At 59.8% G+C, this 17434-nt stretch carries 15 protein-coding genes; 4 read left to right on the forward strand and 11 right to left on the reverse strand.

The window, feature by feature from the left end; all coding sequences use genetic code 11:
• The first annotated feature begins 54 nt into the window (after nt 1-54).
• Nucleotides 55-729, forward strand: a complete 675-nt coding sequence (gene radC, locus IRZ24_RS06290) for a DNA repair protein RadC (protein WP_297161281.1) — start codon at nt 55-57, stop codon at nt 727-729.
• A 272-nt stretch (nt 730-1001) separates the two neighbouring features.
• Here the strand turns inward: radC and lon are convergent, their stop codons facing one another.
• Both lon and IRZ24_RS06300 read right to left on the reverse strand, forming a co-directional pair.
• The gene (gene lon, locus IRZ24_RS06295) at nt 1002-3803 is read right to left on the reverse strand and encodes an endopeptidase La (protein WP_297161283.1); all 2802 of its coding nucleotides are present in this window, start codon (nt 3801-3803) and stop codon (nt 1002-1004) included.
• A 69-nt stretch (nt 3804-3872) separates the two neighbouring features.
• The gene (locus IRZ24_RS06300; RefSeq protein ID WP_297161285.1) at nt 3873-4355 is read right to left on the reverse strand and encodes an Hsp20/alpha crystallin family protein; all 483 of its coding nucleotides are present in this window, start codon (nt 4353-4355) and stop codon (nt 3873-3875) included.
• A 1244-nt stretch (nt 4356-5599) separates the two neighbouring features.
• Between IRZ24_RS06300 and IRZ24_RS06305 the strand changes: the two genes are divergently transcribed.
• On the forward strand, nt 5600-6211 hold the full coding sequence (locus tag IRZ24_RS06305; RefSeq protein ID WP_297161287.1) for a hypothetical protein: 612 nt from the start codon (nt 5600-5602) through the stop codon (nt 6209-6211).
• A gap of 571 nt (nt 6212-6782) precedes the next feature.
• Here IRZ24_RS06305 and IRZ24_RS06310 read toward each other — a convergent pair.
• The 9 genes from IRZ24_RS06310 to IRZ24_RS06350 form a co-directional block, all read right to left on the reverse strand.
• Complete coding sequence (locus IRZ24_RS06310) at nt 6783-7241, reverse strand: hypothetical protein (RefSeq protein ID WP_297161288.1); 459 nt, start codon at nt 7239-7241, stop codon at nt 6783-6785.
• 379 nt (nt 7242-7620) lie between these two features.
• Complete coding sequence (gene menA / locus IRZ24_RS06315; RefSeq protein WP_297161290.1) at nt 7621-8877, reverse strand: 1,4-dihydroxy-2-naphthoate octaprenyltransferase; 1257 nt, start codon at nt 8875-8877, stop codon at nt 7621-7623.
• Between the two features lie 221 nt (nt 8878-9098).
• Complete coding sequence (locus IRZ24_RS06320) at nt 9099-9752, reverse strand: hypothetical protein (RefSeq protein WP_297161292.1); 654 nt, start codon at nt 9750-9752, stop codon at nt 9099-9101.
• Between the two features lie 225 nt (nt 9753-9977).
• The gene (locus tag IRZ24_RS06325; protein ID WP_297161294.1) at nt 9978-10427 is read right to left on the reverse strand and encodes a hypothetical protein; all 450 of its coding nucleotides are present in this window, start codon (nt 10425-10427) and stop codon (nt 9978-9980) included.
• A 330-nt stretch (nt 10428-10757) separates the two neighbouring features.
• A complete protein-coding gene (locus IRZ24_RS06330) occupies nt 10758-11123 on the reverse strand; it encodes a hypothetical protein (RefSeq protein ID WP_297161296.1) in 366 nt (121 codons plus the stop codon).
• A gap of 100 nt (nt 11124-11223) precedes the next feature.
• A complete protein-coding gene (locus IRZ24_RS06335; RefSeq protein WP_297161304.1) occupies nt 11224-12114 on the reverse strand; it encodes a metal ABC transporter permease in 891 nt (296 codons plus the stop codon).
• A 27-nt stretch (nt 12115-12141) separates the two neighbouring features.
• On the reverse strand, nt 12142-13002 hold the full coding sequence (locus IRZ24_RS06340; RefSeq protein ID WP_297161306.1) for a metal ABC transporter permease: 861 nt from the start codon (nt 13000-13002) through the stop codon (nt 12142-12144).
• A gap of 38 nt (nt 13003-13040) precedes the next feature.
• A complete protein-coding gene (locus IRZ24_RS06345; RefSeq protein WP_297161308.1) occupies nt 13041-13907 on the reverse strand; it encodes an ABC transporter ATP-binding protein in 867 nt (288 codons plus the stop codon).
• A gap of 121 nt (nt 13908-14028) precedes the next feature.
• Complete coding sequence (locus IRZ24_RS06350; RefSeq protein WP_297161310.1) at nt 14029-14961, reverse strand: zinc ABC transporter substrate-binding protein; 933 nt, start codon at nt 14959-14961, stop codon at nt 14029-14031.
• 410 nt (nt 14962-15371) lie between these two features.
• Here IRZ24_RS06350 and IRZ24_RS06355 point away from each other — a divergent pair, with 410 nt between their 5' ends.
• Together IRZ24_RS06355 and IRZ24_RS06360 are read left to right on the forward strand one after the other, a co-directional pair.
• Complete coding sequence (locus IRZ24_RS06355; protein WP_297161312.1) at nt 15372-16484, forward strand: membrane dipeptidase; 1113 nt, start codon at nt 15372-15374, stop codon at nt 16482-16484.
• A gap of 55 nt (nt 16485-16539) precedes the next feature.
• Nucleotides 16540-17319, forward strand: a complete 780-nt coding sequence (locus IRZ24_RS06360) for a trans-aconitate 2-methyltransferase (RefSeq protein ID WP_297161314.1) — start codon at nt 16540-16542, stop codon at nt 17317-17319.
• Nucleotides 17320-17434 lie beyond the last annotated feature (115 nt).

The raw sequence follows: 17434 nt of genomic DNA on the forward strand, positions 1-17434 counted from the left end.
ATGGGAAACAGGCGATTTAAAGAGGATAAACGTGGAGAGGGAGTAGAGTATCACATGACTATTCAAGATATGCCTAGTAGTGAACGTCCGCGGGAGCGCCTGCTACGTTACGGGCCGCAGGTTCTCTCGACTGTCGAGCTGCTGGCCATCGTCTTGCGCACAGGGACGAAACGGAGCAATGTTGTGGAGCTGGCGGGCAAGCTGCTTGTGCTCTATGGTGGTCTGGGTGGCCTTATGGGGGCTGATCTGGCGAAGCTGTGCCGCGAGCACGGCCTTGGCTCAGCGAAGACGGCACAGCTCAAAGCTGCGCTAGAGTTGGGCCGGCGCCTTCAGCTAGAGCAGCCCGAGGCGCGCTATCGTATCACCTCGGCGGCGGATGCGGCGCGGCTGGTCATGATGGAGATGGCCCATCTGGAACATGAAGAGATCTGGATTCTCCTCCTAGATACCAAGAATCAAGTAGTGGCTATCGAGAAACGCTACAAGGGGACGGTCAACAGCTCGGTTTTGCGGGCTGCGGAGGTTTTTCGCCCAGCGATCTTGCGTAATTGCCCGAGCATCCTCATTTGCCATAATCACCCAAGCGGGGACCCGACGCCATCGCCGGAGGACATCGCCATCACCGAACAGCTAGTCTCGGCTGGACGTCTGCTTGATACCGAGCTAGTTGATCATCTCATTATCGGCAAGCAGTGCTATGTGAGTCTCAAGGGACAACTTGCCTGGTAGTTAGCTATAGCGGCGTAGCTTCATCGTGCTATTGAGAAGGGCTTGTTTGGTCCTAGCAGAGCGCGGTGACGGTGGAAAAGGCACGAGCTGGATTAGCCCAGTTGTTGACAAAAGGCCTAGCCAGAGGGGGATAGTCAGGCTCCGTGCCTAACGGGCGGGGTCAGAACAGCCAGAACAGCAAGAAAGGAGTGGAGAGACAAGCCGGCTGCCGTGGGAGGTCTGCCTTTCTCCCCTATGTGTCTGTGCTTCTCACGGCAGCCGGCTCAATGCAATCATGTAGCGCGGACGATGGCCTCAGCTGTTTCCTGGGGGCCAGTCTGGTCCTGGCTGCGATCCTGATCTCCCGCGCCCTCGGCGCTCTCCGTGCGGGGTGCGGGCAGGCCGCCCTCCAGGGCCACATCCAGCACCTGCTTAATATCATCGACAAAGACAAACTCCATCTGCTCACGCAGCTCGCGCGGCAGGTCTTCCAGCAGATCCTGCTCGTTTTTACGCGGCAGAATCACCGTGTGGATGCCGGAGCGATAGGCGGCTAAGACCTTTTCCTTGACGCCGCCGATCGGCATCACGCGTCCACGCAGCGTAATCTCACCCGTCATGGCCACGTCGGAGCGCACCTTGCGCCCGCTGGCCAGCGAGACCAGTACCGTCACCATGGTCACACCCGCCGACGGTCCATCCTTGGGGATAGCTCCCGCGGGAACGTGGATGTGGACAGCCTGGTTCTCGAAAACATTATTGGGCAGGCCCAGCGCGGCGGCATTGGAGCGCACATAGCTGAGGGCCGCCATAGCCGACTCCTTCATCACATCGCCCAATTGTCCTGTCAAGATCAGCTGGCTCTCCTTACTGGGCATCACTGCCGCCTCGACAAAGATGATCTCTCCGCCGACGGGGGTCCAGCTCAAGCCGGTAGCGATGCCGGGCCGATCAATGCGCTCTGCGGCCTCCTCGAAGAAGCGCCAGCGGCCCAGGTACTCGGTCAGTTGCTCCGTCGTAATATGGATGGGGGCCTGGCGTCCCTCGGCGATCTGGCGAGCGGCCTTGCGGCAGAGCGTCCCGATCTCACGCTCCAGATTGCGTACGCCTGCCTCGCGCGTATATCCGCGGATAATATGGCGGATCACCTCATCGTCGACGATCAGCTCATCCGGGCGCAAACCGTTAGCCGCAATCTGCTTGGGCAGCAGATAATTGCGGGCGATATGCATCTTCTGCTCCTCGGTATAGCCTGACAGCTCGAGGATCTCCATGCGGTCCCGCAATGGCGCCGGAATTGGCTCCAGAGAGTTGGCCGTCGCGATGAAGAAGACCTTCGACAGGTCGAAAGGCAGATCCAGATAATTATCGCGGAAATTATAATTCTGTTCGGGATCGAGCACCTCCAGCAGAGCCGAGGAGGGGTCACCACGCCAGTCGGCCCCGACCTTATCGACCTCGTCGAGCATAATCACGGGATCGTTGGTCTCGACACGTCGCAGCGTTTGAATAATGCGCCCCGGCATGGCCCCGATATAGGTGCGGCGATGACCACGAATCTCGGCCTCATCGCGAATGCCGCCCAGCGACATGCGCGCGAACTTGCGTCCCAAGGCGCGAGCGATCGACTGACCCAGCGAGGTCTTGCCCACGCCCGGAGGGCCGACAAAGCAGAGGATCGGCTCGCGGTTAAGCTGGCGATTCGCCTCGCCCGAATGCAAGGGCTGGGTGGGACGACGCTTATCGGCCTCGCCCTCCGCTGCGGCCTCGGCGGCCTCCTCCTCGCGCTTAGCGCGCTCAGCCATGCGCTCTTCCTTCAAACGACGCACCGCCAGATATTCTAAGATGCGCTCCTTGATCTTCTCGAGATCATAGTGATCCTCATCGAGGACCTGGCGTGCCTTCTGGACATCGATCGTTTGGCCTGTGCTCTTGCTCCAGGGAAGGCTGACCAACAGCTCAAGGTAGGTGCGGATAATGCTGTACTCGGGCGAGACCGTTGGCAGCTTTTCCAGGCGAGCCAGCTCGCGATTGGCCTCCTTGAGGGCCTCCTCGGGCATCTTGGCCTCTTCGATCTTGGCACGCAGCTCATTGATGGTCGCTTGCTCTTCGCTCTCCTCACCCAACTCGCGCTGAATAGCCTTAAGCTGCTCACGCAAGAGGTACTCGCGCTGCATCTTATTCATCTCTTCCTGGGCGCGACTCTGGATCTTACGGCCCAGTTCGAAGATCTCCAGCTCGTGGGCGAGGAAGCTACTCAGCTCCTTGAGCTTGGCGCGCACAGAATCGAGTTCAAGCAGCTTCTGGCGCAGCTGCAGGTCCATCTGAACGAAGGTAGCGATCAGATAGACCACCTGACGCGGCTCCTCCAGGTTGAGGTTAGCGGCGGCAGCGCCTTCCGGCACATTTTGGACGAGAGCGACCATGCGCTGGAAGTAGCTGACGACGTTACGCTTGATGGCCTCAGTCTCGGTGTCGTTCTCCTGGATGTCAGGCCGGAGGGTCACGCGTGCTTTCAGATAGGGCTTTTCCTGAACAAACTCGCCGATGGTCACGCGCTCCAGTCCCTGGACGATGATATGGATGGTGCCATCGGGCATGCGGATCATGCGCGCCACGCGCGAGACCGTCCCGATTTTAAAGATGTCATTGGGGCCGGCCTGCTCGATGTCTGCCGACTTCTGGGCTACCAGCACCACCAGGCGATTGCCGCGCATGATATCGTCAATCAGGCGGATCGAGCGCTCCTGGCCGACTGCCAGCGGCTGCATGGCAAAGGGATAGACCACGACATCCTTAAGGGGAAGGACCGGCAGGATCTCAGGGATCGAGAGCCGCTCCTCATCCTCACTCTCCCGCTCCTCATGATAGTGGTGGTGATGATGAGAGCGCTCCTCGCGGGAGGGTTCGGGGTCCTCATCGACCGCATGCCGCTGGCGCCGTCGCGGCTTCTTGCGCACCGAAGTCGCGGTAGCTGCTCGCCTGCCACGCGCCGCACGACGCCGCGCCGGAGCACTTTCCGCCTGAGTCTCCTCTTCGTCCTGTATTCCCTGAACCTGTGCTTCCTCTTCTTCTTCGACCGCCTGCTCAGGCATAAGCTCGCGCTTCTTCTGATCCTTTTCCATAAACCTTTCTCAGTCAATAGTCGTTCGGTTCGCTAGTTTCTACTTCTCTGCGGCACTCTGCCGAACCTGGACGCGCTGAGGCTCGCTGCGGGTCGCGGGCAGCTTGGGCAACGTAACCCAGAGAAAACCATTTTCGTAGCGTGCCGTCACTGCCTCGCGATCGATGGGCGAGGGAATGAAGACCTCGACGCGGAAAGGCCCATAGCGGATCTGCGCCTCCTGATAGTAGAGGTTCTCACGGTCCTCGCTGTCGTCTCGCCGCTCGCCGCTGACCACCAGCGCGTCTTCGTAGAGTGTCACGTTAATTTCATCCTCTGACATGCCTGCAAGCTCTATCTTCACGACGACCCGCTCCGCCGATTCGCGTATATCGGCGGGGGGACGCCAGACCTCCGAGCGTTGAAGGAGTGCCTGCTGGCTCTGCCGCAGGACCTCCTGCAACAACTGACGGTAGTGGCGTTGCAGTTGTTGCCCCGACCCATCGATATAGCGATAGGTCACATAGCGGTAGCGCATCCGCATACTGGTTTACCTCGTTTCACTCTCCTCAAACGGATCGTGAGGCGTGACCTATATGTAGCTTCCTTGCCAGCTTCAAACTCTCTCTCCTAGCTGTCTGCTAGCTTGCCTGTCTCTCTCCCTTAAGCTCATAGCTGCCTAAACTGCCAGGAGTGGCTTGCCAGGAGAAACGGCAGTTGGCGCCCGAGCCGACCGTCAGCCGATCGTTGACCATCGCTCATGCCCAGAAGGGGCGAGCCTGCTTATCTCTTAGCGACGCGGCCCAGACCCGATCAGGCGCCATAGCCACCTCATAGCTGGCGCCGGAGGACAGTGGGCAGTGCTGGTCCTGGCCAGCGGTCTGACCTTCGTGGTGATGATCAACGCCATAACCTCTCAGCCGCTCTATTCTCTAGGACTCATCTCTGCCTGCTTGCCTGCCTTGCAAGAGAGAGGCATCCCGCCCACCTTGCTCTCTCCATCACCTTACCTCTGAGGAGAGAGCGGTACTCAATATCCCCTACCTTCTGGCTTCTTTGCTCCGCTCTTTGCTTCAGCCTCAGACGGCTAAAATGGAGAGAAAAAGGAATTGGCGACTGCATCGCCTTCATTCTGTAGGCCCCAGAGGCCCCAATGGCCCCGTGGACGCGACATCTCCTTAGTTACAGCAGAGGAAGATCCTTTTCGCCACTGGCCAGCGCCTTCTGACACTCCGGGCAGAGGTATTCATATTCTGAATGGCTCTCGGAGAGGACGTCGCTCTGGATGATACGCGCATAGCGCAGACGAGTTGCCTTATTGCACCTGGAGCAGTTGACGTATGTATCAGATATAGCAGTCCTTCTGGTACCAAGGATGTCTTCCTGCATGACCGACACATGCCTTTCTTTCTGCTTCAAAGGTCACAATCACCCGGTAGCAGCGTGGGCCAGGGCGCGATGCCATGCAGCTGTCGGCTTGGCTGTCGGCTGGGCGTCCGGCCCTCTCACGGGAGCGGGGTGCATGCGTGTGGGCAGGCGTGCCTTTCCCGTTTGCAGGCCAGGTCTGTCCTTCGGGCCGCCTGGCCTTTTTGATTATGGCATGCAGGCGCGAAAATTGCAAGGTGGTTTGACGTCTTCATGACGATATGCTACTATGTCTCTTAGGCGTTATTTATTTTTCGTGCGTTTTCAAAAGGTTAGCAGGCAACTCAGCAGCTATCAGGCGCGTCTTTCCTGGTTGGTTAGCCGGGCGCGGCCAGCGCCCTGATATGAATAGAGGGCACTCCCATGATCGCGCGAACACTCTCTCAATGGCTGGCTCGATTGTTTGCATGGTGGCCCGGAAGAAAGCGGCGCTCTCAGCCGGTGGAGGCGGAAGCGAGTGGGGTCTCCAGCGCTCATGCACTGGTGCCGCCTCAACCTCCTCTGCCGGACACGCCCACGTCCACTTCTCCGGCTACGCCCACCTCCACTTCTCCGGCTACGCCGGCCAGTGGTTTGGCCTCTCAAGCCGGCCCTGCTTCTCGCTACTCGTTCCTTCTTGAGAGCCAGGACATCTTCTTGCCGCCGCGGCTTACAGCTCCGCCCGGTGTCCCCGGTGGGTTGCCATTCCTCGATCAGGGTCCAAACGGCCTCCCCAGCCCTCTGGCTGATCCCAACCTCTCCCTGAGCGAGCGTATTCGCTGGATGCGGGAGAATGATCTCCTCTCGTCTGGCGAGGCCGCCACAGACGCGGAGGCAGACGAGGGCACGGCGGTCAGTGAGACGAGCGACTCTTCGCCGGCGGCCCTCCTCCAGCAGCGCCGCCTGGAGTTCCTGCGCTATCTGGTCAGGCGCGGCCTTGTTAATGAGGGCTTCGAACAGGAGGATCTCCCAGAGCAGTATCGTCGTCTTCTCTGAGTCGGATCTGCTCTTGCAGGGGGGCGCCTGCGGGTGAGTGAGTGAGTGAGTAAGTGACTGTCTGTCTGGCTGTCCCGACCTCTCTGCGGTAGGTGTAGCAAGGTGGCAGGAGGCGGCGGCCTGCCTGTGCCTGATTGATAGGGCTGGCGGAGAGAGCAGGAGAGAGCAGGTGGTCACGAGGGGGAAGGCGGCTGTACGTCAGGTCAAAGGGCGGGGGAAGAGGCTTCTCTTTCCCTCCACCGATGGCGGCGGGAGGCGCGATCAACCACTCTGGTTCCATCCACATCCAGGTCTCCAGGGCGGCCAGCGACAGGCTGCTGGCCTGTTCTGTGCTCGCTGAGGCCAGGGGGAGGTGGAAGGCTGCCGACGCCGACGCCGACGGTCGGCAAGCAGGCGCCTGCGCTGGGGACGTTCAGCCAGCGGGAGGGGCCGTGAACAAGTAAAAAAACAAGATGGCGATCGCTTTGTCAGCTGTCGGAGAGAGGAGGTCTGCGATCGAGGATGGGCCTCGTTCCCTGCCTGGGTTGGCGGCGTGGCAAAGCGGTCGCGTGCGTTCTTCGGCAGAGCTTCGTTAGTCTTCGATGGCTGTCTCGCTGAGGCGCAGGACCAGGCGACAGAAGTGAAGCATTGCCGCAGCGAACTCCAGATAGGTCTCATCGCTGGGAGCGGCGCGAGGACCAGGTGAGGCGCGTCGGCGTAAGGCCCGGAGCACAACCATGACGTCTTCCTTCAAGGAGGCATCGAGGTCCCCACTCTGCATCAGGCGGATTACCTGGGCCACAATCGAGTCGACTTCACGGCGCATCAGACGGAGTTCTGTTAACCAGGCATCCTCGTCGGCGGGTGAGGGAGCATCGTCGTCCCATGTGGGGACCGGCAGGGTCTTGCTCTCCTCATCTTCCTGTCTGATATCGCTGTAGCTCGCGCGTTGTTGGGCCTGGAGGTGAGTAGGGGAGTCAGGTGCTGCGCCTTCGAGTGTGACCCCCAGCTCACGCAGTAGCTCGGCTAGTTCTTGTTCCCAGCCAGCCATGAGACACCTCCTTCTGAAATAACCGCCAGGACGTCCTTGACACATCCAAAGTGTAGCACAGTGTACCATCCCTGTAAATGGGTCGAATGGGCTGAGACACTCGCGTAGGCTGTCTGGGCGGAAGGTGCTTCTTCGAGCTGGCTGGCTGACTCCGACGGCGAGTGTTGTGAGGCACGCTTTTGCTGAGGAAGTTTCTCTCGGAGGAGCGAGCGATTTAACAAGTACATGCAGAGCTGGCTTGCTAGCAAAGCACGACCTAATGGAGCAGCCTGCCTGCCGAGGGAAAAGGCCGATGGTCAACGGTGCTGCCCGCTGGTGCCGGCGCCAGGTTCTCGCTTGTAGATCTTGCCTGCTGGAGAACCCGGCGCCAGCGACCGGCTCATGGCAAGGCCAGGGAAGGCAGCTGAGGCAGGATAGGCAGGATAGCGGAAAGCAGCAGGGCCACAACGAGCAAGGCAATAAACCAGGCCTCTAACTTAAGCGTGTCACGCATAACAAGATGAAGACCGGAGGCGAGGTCGGTGCGCACAATGCCACTCACCACAACGACCAGGGTCGGCAGGGTCCAGAGAGCAATGAGTACCAGGTGAGGCGCGTTGTGGGGCAGACCGATGGACAGGAGAACGAGATAGGCGCCTCCCAGCAGGAGCAAAAAGAGCGTGCGGTTGAGTCCAAGACCCAGGGTATTGGCCAACGTACGCTTGCCAGCCTGAGCATCGTCCTCAACGTCGCGCATGTCATTGACGTGCACGAAGGCGGTTGCCAATAGACCTGGTATCAGACTATAGAGGAGCGCTTGCCCGTCAAGCTGGACCCGCTGTAAGTAGTAGGCTCCCAGGGTGATGAGCGGACCATAGACGCAAAAAGTAGCCGGTAGGCCGAGCATGAGCGAGGAGAGCGCTCGCCGCGTGGCGCTGTAGAAGTAGGCGATCAGCAGTCCCAGCAGGCCGAAAATCAGCAGCGGCCAGCCAGTCGAGAGGGTCAATAGCAGGCCGAGCAGCGAGCCACCCGCCAGGAAGGCCAGGCCGAGGGCCAGCACACGTGTTGGCTTGATCAGCCCTTGCTGGATGAGCTTGCCCGGCCCCAGGGTGTTGCTGGTGTCGATGCCACGCAGGTAGTCGTAATAGTCATTGATGAGATTGGCCCCAAGCTGCAAGAGCATCACGGCCACTAGCCCCACTAGGAAACGCTGAGGATGCCATCGCCCCAGTCCTAAAGGCCCCTGTAGGCCTAGCTCCTGCACCAGGGCGAGCGCGCTTCCTAGCAGGAAGGGCATGACGCTGAGGACAAGGTAACGTGGCCGCATGCCTTCCCACCAGATGCGTAACCACTCGCCCAGGCTGCGCCGATACTCCGCCGGCTGAGCAACCAGCGGGGTCGGCGTGCTCACCGCTTCGCCGGCTTCAACCGAGTGGACCGAGACCTCGGGCTGCAGGGTGCTGAGGGTCTGCAGTGATCCCAAAGGAATAGTAGGTACCTCTTCTGCTTGTACTGACTCAGCAGTTACGATTTGCGAACTGGCTCTGATTTCACTCTCTCTTTGTGTTCCTTTTCCATTACTGATATGATCACGAGGTTCTGTACTCTCTAACTCTTTTGCGGGCTGCTCTTTGTTCGTAAGCTCTTGCTGCGACATATGCCCCCCTTTTGCTGCGCGCTTGCCGCTGGCTCCGGCGGCGCACCTTCAGGTCAGGACCTGATGGCCAGAAGACAGAGAGACGCTGGACAATGAACGATGTGATAGAAGATGACTGCTCTGGTTCCACCGCTCGCCTTGCAGGTGGCAAAGCGGCCTGCAAGCTGAGCAGGTGACGCCTTCGTCACTGTTAGTATACAACCTGCCGGCCAATCGGCACATCACGAAGGTGCGGCATCCTTCCCGTGCAGCGCGGTTAACAACTCGCTGATCTTTTCTTCAAGCTGTGCCTGCCGGACCGCGACGGTGAGGTCGCCGCGCGTCTTCTCTAAGATTGCGCGCGCTGTGTCGGTAGTACGGCGCAGGCCGCCAGTGATGGCGTCGGGGAAATCGATGGTGATGAGCAAGGCGTAGATGTCGTCCATGTGCTGCAGGAGCTGCTCACATTCGGCAAGCCAACCGTGGCGCAGACGATCGAGGACGTAGCGCCGCAGCTCTCCGACAGCCTCCCCCAGGCCATTCAGATAGGGTGCCCAATCGACATTGAGACTTTGGGGGTGGGGCAAAGCCCTCCCTTGGACTAGGGCCAGAAAAGCCGCAGCCTCAGCGTACTCTTTCTGGGCATCCTGAACAAAACCAGCGTAGAAGACATCCGGCTGCTCACGCAGGTCTATTCCGATCTGTGCAAGCAGCTCCCCCGCCTTGGCAAGCAGCTCCTCGGCAGCGGCAAACTCCCGCCGATGGGCTGCACGGATGCTGTTGGCGCAATAGCGGATCAAAGTGCGTGCACGCGGCAGCGCTTGCTCACGTGCGGTGTTTTTCTGGTTAAGGTAGTCGAGCGCTTCTTGACCAAGGCTCTCCAGGTTCTCGATCATAGCATTTCCCTTTGCAGACCTCTTTCGAATATAGCCAGTGTACCATAGATCAATATGCCTGGCATCTTCTCGGGTGCACAGCCAACAAAAAATCCCACTCGCCCGGCTACTGAGGCCGGGCGAGTGGGTGAGTTGTAACGTGATGACTGGCGGGTGAAGAGCTGTACGGCACTTGCGTCCTTTGGCTTGCTCATTTCCTGCTTGACGCGCGCTGCTCTGGCGAGTCTAGATCAGGCGAGTGACCTCGATCTCTGGCGGAAACTGCATCCGATCCAGGTCGCCGGCCCAGAAGAGTTGCTTCATGATCTCGGCTACGGCATAAAGAAGGTGCTGCAGGCTGACCTCGCGGCTGCGTTCAAAGGTGGCGCTGCCACGGTAGCTGGCGAGGCTGCGAAACCAGTTGTTGATGCCTGTCCGCTCGCTCAGGCGCACCAGATAGACTTCCATCTTCAAGGCTCCGTATTCGACGGGCACGATAATGCGTAGCTGCGGTTCATGCTCAATGATGTCAAGGCGGTAGAAGACGCCATAATGGTCGCGCGATGCCTGGAAGATGGATACTTCGGGCACCTCGTTCTCTGCCCCTTCGTGCTCCTCATAGGGCTCAGGTTGCTGCTGCTCCATAGTCACTCCTAGGTTAGCCAGCAAACTCTCCAGCTGTTCGTGAATGTTCATAGTTGCGCTTCCCCTTCCTATTTTGCAGCGTACTTGGTCGGCCATGATGCCCTTTGGAGGCCCGCTTTTTGAGTGTAGCGGCTGCCTGGCACTTTACCACGCACTTGCCGGATTCCTCATCCTTGGTGAGACCGCCTGACCTGGACTAGACTGGGCGCTCCACTTACTCTCTCTTTCTCTCGGACTGGCCGAGAAGTGGAACTCGCTCAGGCACGCTGCTCTCTATGCAAGGTGAAGCGCTGCTCTGTCTGTATTACCCTGATTATCTCCTGATTCACGCTGGCTGAGGCAAGGAGAGGCATGGATGGCTGGAACAGCCCGTCGACTGCTTTAGCCGCCAGCTCGTTTGGCTCGATAGCCTAATGCCTGCAGATGGGCCAGGATTTTATCGCAATGATCGCCTTGGATTTCAATAGTGCCGTTTTTGACAGTGCCTCCTGCCCCACAGAGACGCTTGAGGCTGCGGGCAAGAGTCTCTAGCTCGCTCTGACTGGCAGGCAGGCCACGAATCACCGTGACCGTTTTGCCGCCGCGTTGGGCACGCTCGCGGCTGACGCGAACGCTGCCTCCGCTGGGGGCACTTGACGCGGCTGGCTGACTACCGCTATCGCAGCGGCAGTGGCGATAAGGCTGATGGCAGACAGGGCAATGGGTGACTTCTCCGCTGTCGGTGCTGTAGACGAGGCGATCGGGCATGGCTATACTCTTCCTTTCTTTTCTTTCCATTATTCTGTCGTGTTGATGGCATGTCTCGGCTCCGCCTCGTCTGAGGGAGGACGGTCAGGACACGCTCGTCTCAGGCGGCGGTGCGTCTTCCTTTGCAGGGGTGAGGTGGCTGGGCCGGTCGCTGTGAGAGATGGCGCCGGCGCAGATGGAGGCCTAGCGTGGCCCCGGCATAGCAGCCTGTCGCCAGGGTGGCAATGCAGAAACTGGCTGGCAGGTGTTGGCCCGGCCCAAGGAAGGCGATGAGTAAGCCGCCCCAGGTGCTGCCGAGTGCGAAGAGGACGGCCAGCAGGAGAGCGCCCGCCGGCGAGGGACTGAGGCGCTCAGCGGCGGCGGCGGGGGCAACAAGCAAGGCGAAAACGAGCAGCACACCAATGACCAGCACGGAAATGGCCGTGGCAAGGGCAAGGAGCAGCAGAAAGAGCACGGAAAGCAGGCGCACAGGGACGCCCCGTGCTGCGGCAACCTCGGGATCAGTGGAGGCGAAGAGAAGCGGTCGATAAAGAATGAGCAGGGCCAGGCTGCAGCCGAGCGCACAGGCAAGACTCAGCCAAACGTCTCCGCGGCTGACGCTAAGAATGGAGCCGAAAAGGATGCCGACGCCGGCGGTGGCATGGCTGCCGCTGCTGGTCGCATAGAGGCTGAGAAAGAGAACACCCAAGCCGAGGGCAAAGGAAAGAACCATGCCAATCTCTATGTCGCGCCCACGCAGGCGCTCGCCGAGCAGGCCGATGGCGAGCGCTGCTAGCAGACTTAGGATGAGCATGCCGGGGAGAGGACTGAGACCAAGCAGGGCGGCCCCCGTGGCCCCGGTGAAGCCGATGTCGGTTAAGGCCTCGCCGGCAAAGGTTTGGGCGCGCAGGACAAGAAAATAGCCAACCAGGGCAGCGGCAATCGCGACGCAGCCGCCTGCCAGGAAAGCATTCTGGACAAATTCATGCTGCCAGAGTAGGCCGATGTTCATAGTGCTCCTCTCATATGCAACGTCACTTTAATTTGCTGACGCTTGCCTGCTGATGGGGCTACTCGCCGGCCTCTGCCTGCGGAAGCCTCCGATGCCGAAACGTACAGGAAGATAGACAACGAAAGAGAGGAAGGCGATAAAGAAGCTGACGGGAATGGTGCCGCTGATAACGGCCAGCAGAATGCCGAGCCAGGTGTAGAGCAGCCCCAAAAGGACAGCCAGCAGGATGACTGTTGCTGGGCGCAAGGCCAGCCGTCCTGCTGTGGCTGCCGGGCCGACGAGCAGAGTGAAAACCAGGAGGGCACCGACGATTTGGACGGCGATGGCAATGGTCAAGGCCACCAGCACCAGAAAAGCGATGGCCAGCAGACGCACGGGCACACCGCGGGCTGCGGCCACCTCTGGGTCGTAGGAGCTGAAGAGAAGAGGACGGAAAAGCAGCAGGATGCTGGCAAGAATCAGCAGGCTGACGCCGAAGCTGAGCAGAACGTCGAGGCGGCTGATGCCCAGAATGGTACCAAACAGGATACTGTAGACGCGCTCAGCGTAGCCGTTGTAGAGGGAAAGGAAAAGCAGGCCTAGAGCCAGGGCGAAGGTCATGAGTATGCCGATGGCAAGATCGCGCTCGCGCAGGTTACGCCCGAGCAGGCCGATGCCGATGGCGGCTCCGATGGTGAAGGCTAGCAGACCCAAGAGGGGATCAAGGCCAAGCAAGACAGCGCCGGCGGCACCCGCAAAGCCAATATTGGGCAGGGCGTGACCAGCGAAAGTCAGGCCGCGCAGCAGCAGGAAATAGCCTGTGACCGCAGCCACAATAGCGATGCAGGTGCCGGCCAGAAAGGCATTCTGAATAAAGGGATAGCTTAGTAGGCTAAACAGGCTGGACATGAGGCCGCTGCTCCTTGTTGTTCTGTTGCTGGCTGACCCTAAATGTCGACACCGACGACGAAGAGCCGTCCCAGGGCCTCGACGACCTCAACGGGGGCGCCGTAGAGGGCGCTCAGCGTGGAGCTGGTGATGACCTGCTCCGGTCTGCCGATAGCAGCGTGCCCGCGTGCCAGGTAAAGGACACGGTCGATCACTGGAAGCAAGGGATTGACATCGTGTGAGACGAGCAGCACAGTCATGCCGCGGGCGCGACAGAGGCGGGCGATGAGGGCAATGATCTCCTGCTCGTGGCTGATGTCCAGGTTAGAGAGCGGTTCGTCGAGCAAGAGCAGGCGCGGCTGACTGAGCAGGGCCTGAGCGATAAGCAAGCGCTGCTGCTCGCCACCCGAGAGGAGGGCGACGGGCATATCGGCCAGCTCCAGGGCGTCGACCTCAGCCAGAGCTTCCTCAATGATGGCCTGGCGCCGTCGTCGCCCAGAGATAAACCAGCCTGGTCCCCAGCGATGACCATCGAGGCCGAAGCCGACAAGATCGCGTGCGCGCAGACTGAGGGCGCCCTCCAAGGTGCGATGTTGGGGGGCATAGCCAATGAGCTGGTTACCGCGTCGCGGCGCCTGCCCGAAGATACGCACACGGCCCGCACTGGGCTTGATCAGACCGAGCAGAACCTTGAGCAGGGTACTTTTGCCGGCGCCGTTTGGCCCCAGCACGGCGATGAACTCGCCGGGTCTAATGTTGAAAGTAACTTCCTGGAGGATGGTTCTCCCTCCAAGGCAGACACTAACTCCTTCCAGCTCGATGATGGCTGCGGGTGTTGTCCCCGCTCCCGGGTCCGCTTCTGGGGAGGAAGGCCTCTCAGATGCCAGATGAAGGGAAATGGCACGCTGGTTGTGCTGCGTACTCACTGCATGCGCTCCTTTCCTATCCTGCCTTACTTGTCCACTGCTCACTTCCAAGCGCTCACTGCGAGCAGGAGCGGCTGACCAGTCAATTTGCTTGCTTGCTGCCTGAATGCGGGCCATGTGCTCAGGACGCCCGAGCGCTCTGGAGGGCAGTCTCTAGGGCATCAAGCTGGGCCAGCATCCAGGTCTGATAGCTTTTACCCGGCGGCATGGTCTCGCTTACAGCTACCACTGGGATCTGCTGGGCTTGGGCTTCGCTGCGCACTTTGTTGGTGATAGTTGTCGCGGTCTGTTCATTATAAATCAAAACCTTGATGCGGTGCTGCTGGATCTGGTTTTCGACGATAACCACGCTGCTGGCCGGGGGATCGTTGCCCTCGGCGATCGCTTTCTGGAAGTCGCTGGGGGTGAGAACATCCAATCCCATGAGTGTGGTCTGGTACAGAAAAAGGGTTTCGGTCAGCCCCACAGGTGTACCGGCGTAACGCGCTTTGATCTCCGCAAGCTTGTGATTGACCTGACCGAGCGAACTGAGGAAGCGCTGCAGGTTCTGGTTGTAGCTGTTGGCGTGAGCTGGGTCAAGTTTTTGCAGGGCCTGGCTGATGGCGTGGGCGATGGCGGCTATGTTAGTAGGGCTGTACCAGACGTGCTCGTTGTCTGGAAGCTTGACGGGGGCCAGATCGTAACCCTTGAGCACGATGCGTCCTTGCTGGGGCGCTGCCGCCAGGAGACGATCGATCCAGCTATCGTAGCCTCCCCCATTGGCGATCACAAGCTTGGCTTGGGCGACGGCGGCGGCGTTCTGAACGTTGCTTTCGTATTCGTGGGGGTCGATGTTAGGATCGCTCAGAATGCTGGTGACTGTCACATAATCGCCTCCTAGCTGGTGAGCAATGTCGCCATAGAAGTTCTCGGCTGCCACAATCGCCAGCTTCCCCGCGCTGTCTCCGCTGCTGCCCATGAGAACGCCTGAGCTGCAGGCGCTCCCCAGTAGGCCGAGCAGAAATATGCCAAGAATGAGCCAGATGCGGGCCGCTTGGCGTTCCCTATTGCCCATGTTGTTTCTCCTTTCTCAAGCACAAGCTCTCTCCGAGTTTGCAACGTTATTGAGACATTATCTCTCTTGCTGAGGAGGATACCATACTGAATGCAGGGCTGTCAATGAGATAGTGTCTCAACAAGCGACCACTGCAGGAAGAGAGGGGAAGGCGTAGGCGCAAGAACCTGCGCTAGCGAGCTGCCTGCTGAAGAGTACGGCTTGCTTCTCGACAGCGCTGGCGGAGGTGACATATCATGGAAGTATGGTCGGCAGCGGTTTGGTCAAGCGCTTGTTGCGGTGTGGTATAGACGCTGATCTTGTGGGGAAGGATGCGGACCGATTAGCCTGGGGACTGATTGCGCAGCGGGCGCACCGGCGCTGGACTGCCTGACCAGGTTGCTGAACTGGAGAGGAAGCGACAGCCGGACATGTTCATTGTTGATGCGCATCAAGACATTGCTTACAACGCTCTGGAGTGGGGACGCGATCTACGGCGATCGGTGGAGGAGACACGTGCGCTTGAGGCCCGTGAGCACCCTGATTACTGTCGGGAGGATGCTCAGGGGGGGATCTGTATGGTGGGGCTGCCGGAGCTGCGTCGGGGGAATGTGGCGATTGTTTTCGGGACGCTCTTCGCCTATCCCCTGGTTGGTATAGGTAAAGGTATCAATCCACGCTACCAGCTCACCCAGGCCTATCGTGAGCCAGATGGGGCCTGGCGTGTGGCGCGCGAGCAGCTTGCCTACTATCAAGAGCTGGCCCGCGATGCAGGGGTTTGGATGATCCTCACTCAGAAGGATCTAGAGCGTTTCATTGGGGCCTGGTCGCAAAGCAGAGGAGCTGATGCTCAGCGGCCCTTTGGCATTGTCCCTCTCATGGAGGGAGCTGATCCTGTGCGCAGGCCTGAAGAGGTCGACGACTGGTTTGCGGCGGGCCTGCGTGTGCTGGGGTTGGCCTGGGCACATGGTTCGCGCTACTGTGGTGGCAACGGGCGGCCCGGCCCTCTGACGCCGGAGGGGCGCCGCCTATTGCAACACATGGAGCGCGTTGGCCTGGTGCTCGATACCAGTCATATGGCCGAAGAGAGTTTCTGGCAGGCGCTGGAGCACTTTAGTGGAGTGGTGATCGCCAGTCATAGCAACTGTCGAGCGCTGGTCGACAGTCCGCGCCATCTCAGCGACGCCATGATTCGGGCGATTGCCGCACGTGGTGGAGTCATTGGAATTGCTCCGATCAATCCCTTCCTTTACAGCGACTGGAAGCGGAGCCAACCGTTCCCGGTCTCGCTGCGACGTGTGGTCGAGCACATTGATCATGTGTGCCAGCTTGTGGGGAGCGCTGACCATGTAGGGATTGGCAGCGATCTCGACGGGGGCTTTGGTCGCGATGAGACGCCGCAAGAGCTGGAGACGGTAGCCGACTTTCCGCGCTTAGCGGACGCGCTGGCGGAGGCTGGCTATGCCCAGGAGGATATTGTACGCATTATGGGCGGCAACTGGCTGCGCTTGCTAGAGCGTGCTCTGCCGCGAGATGTTGCCTGACTGCCAAGCCGCTAACAGGCTGATGAAAGAGGCAACGGAAGAGGGAGAGAGTTTGATGGATGAATCTCTGGCTTTCGAGCGAGAGCGTGTCAAGCGCTTTCAGGAGCACCACCTTGTCGAACGTTATCATTTGCGTCCTCCTTATCCGCCGGAGACCTTTGTTATCCTCAGGGGGTTGATTGTAGACGAGCCGCGCGTAGTGCTTGACCTGGGGTGTGGTATTGGCAATATTGCCCGTCCGCTGGCTAGCTTTGTTGACCGTGTGGATGCTGTCGATAGCTCGCTGGCCATGTTAGAGCGGGCCAGGGAGCTGCCAGGGGGTGAGGCGCCGACGATTCGCTGGCTACATGGGCGGGCTGAGGATGTGGTCTTGTCGCCGCCCTATGCTCTGGTGACAGCGGGCATGAGCCTCCATTGGATGGACTGGAAGCAGGTGTTACCGCGTCTCGCTCGTGTGCTGACGCCGCGGGGCCTGTTGGCCATTCTCAATGTGCAGCAGGCTATGCCCTGGCAGCAGGCGTACCGCCAGATCCGCCGGCGTTTCGCTGGTGGCTTCCCTGCGCTCAAGCCTAACCTGGTGGCTGAATTCGAGAGATATGGTCTCTTTCGCCTGCTGGGTGAGCGTCAGACGGCGCCGCTGCTGATGCGGCAGAGCATCGAAGAGTATATTGCGGCTCAGTATGCCTACAGCTCACTGGCGGGGTTGGATAGCGAGCAGAGGGCTAGCTTTGAGCGAGAGATGCGCGAGCTGCTGAGACCTTTTGCGTCAGGTGGCCTGCTCAGCTTTGAAGTGACGGCAACGGTCGCCTGGGGCAAGCCGTCTTGTCATGACTGAGGGCTGAGCTGATTGGGCTTCATCTGATCCTGTCTTTCTTCGGGTAGGGGTCTGGTGGGGGCAGTGGGGAAGCTGCCGACTGCTCAGGAGTTACAAAAATCTCACAGTCTGGTAG

Origin of the sequence: Thermogemmatispora sp., assembly GCF_019683755.1 — a bacterium.
Taxonomy (GTDB): Bacteria; Chloroflexota; Ktedonobacteria; order Ktedonobacterales; family Ktedonobacteraceae; genus Thermogemmatispora.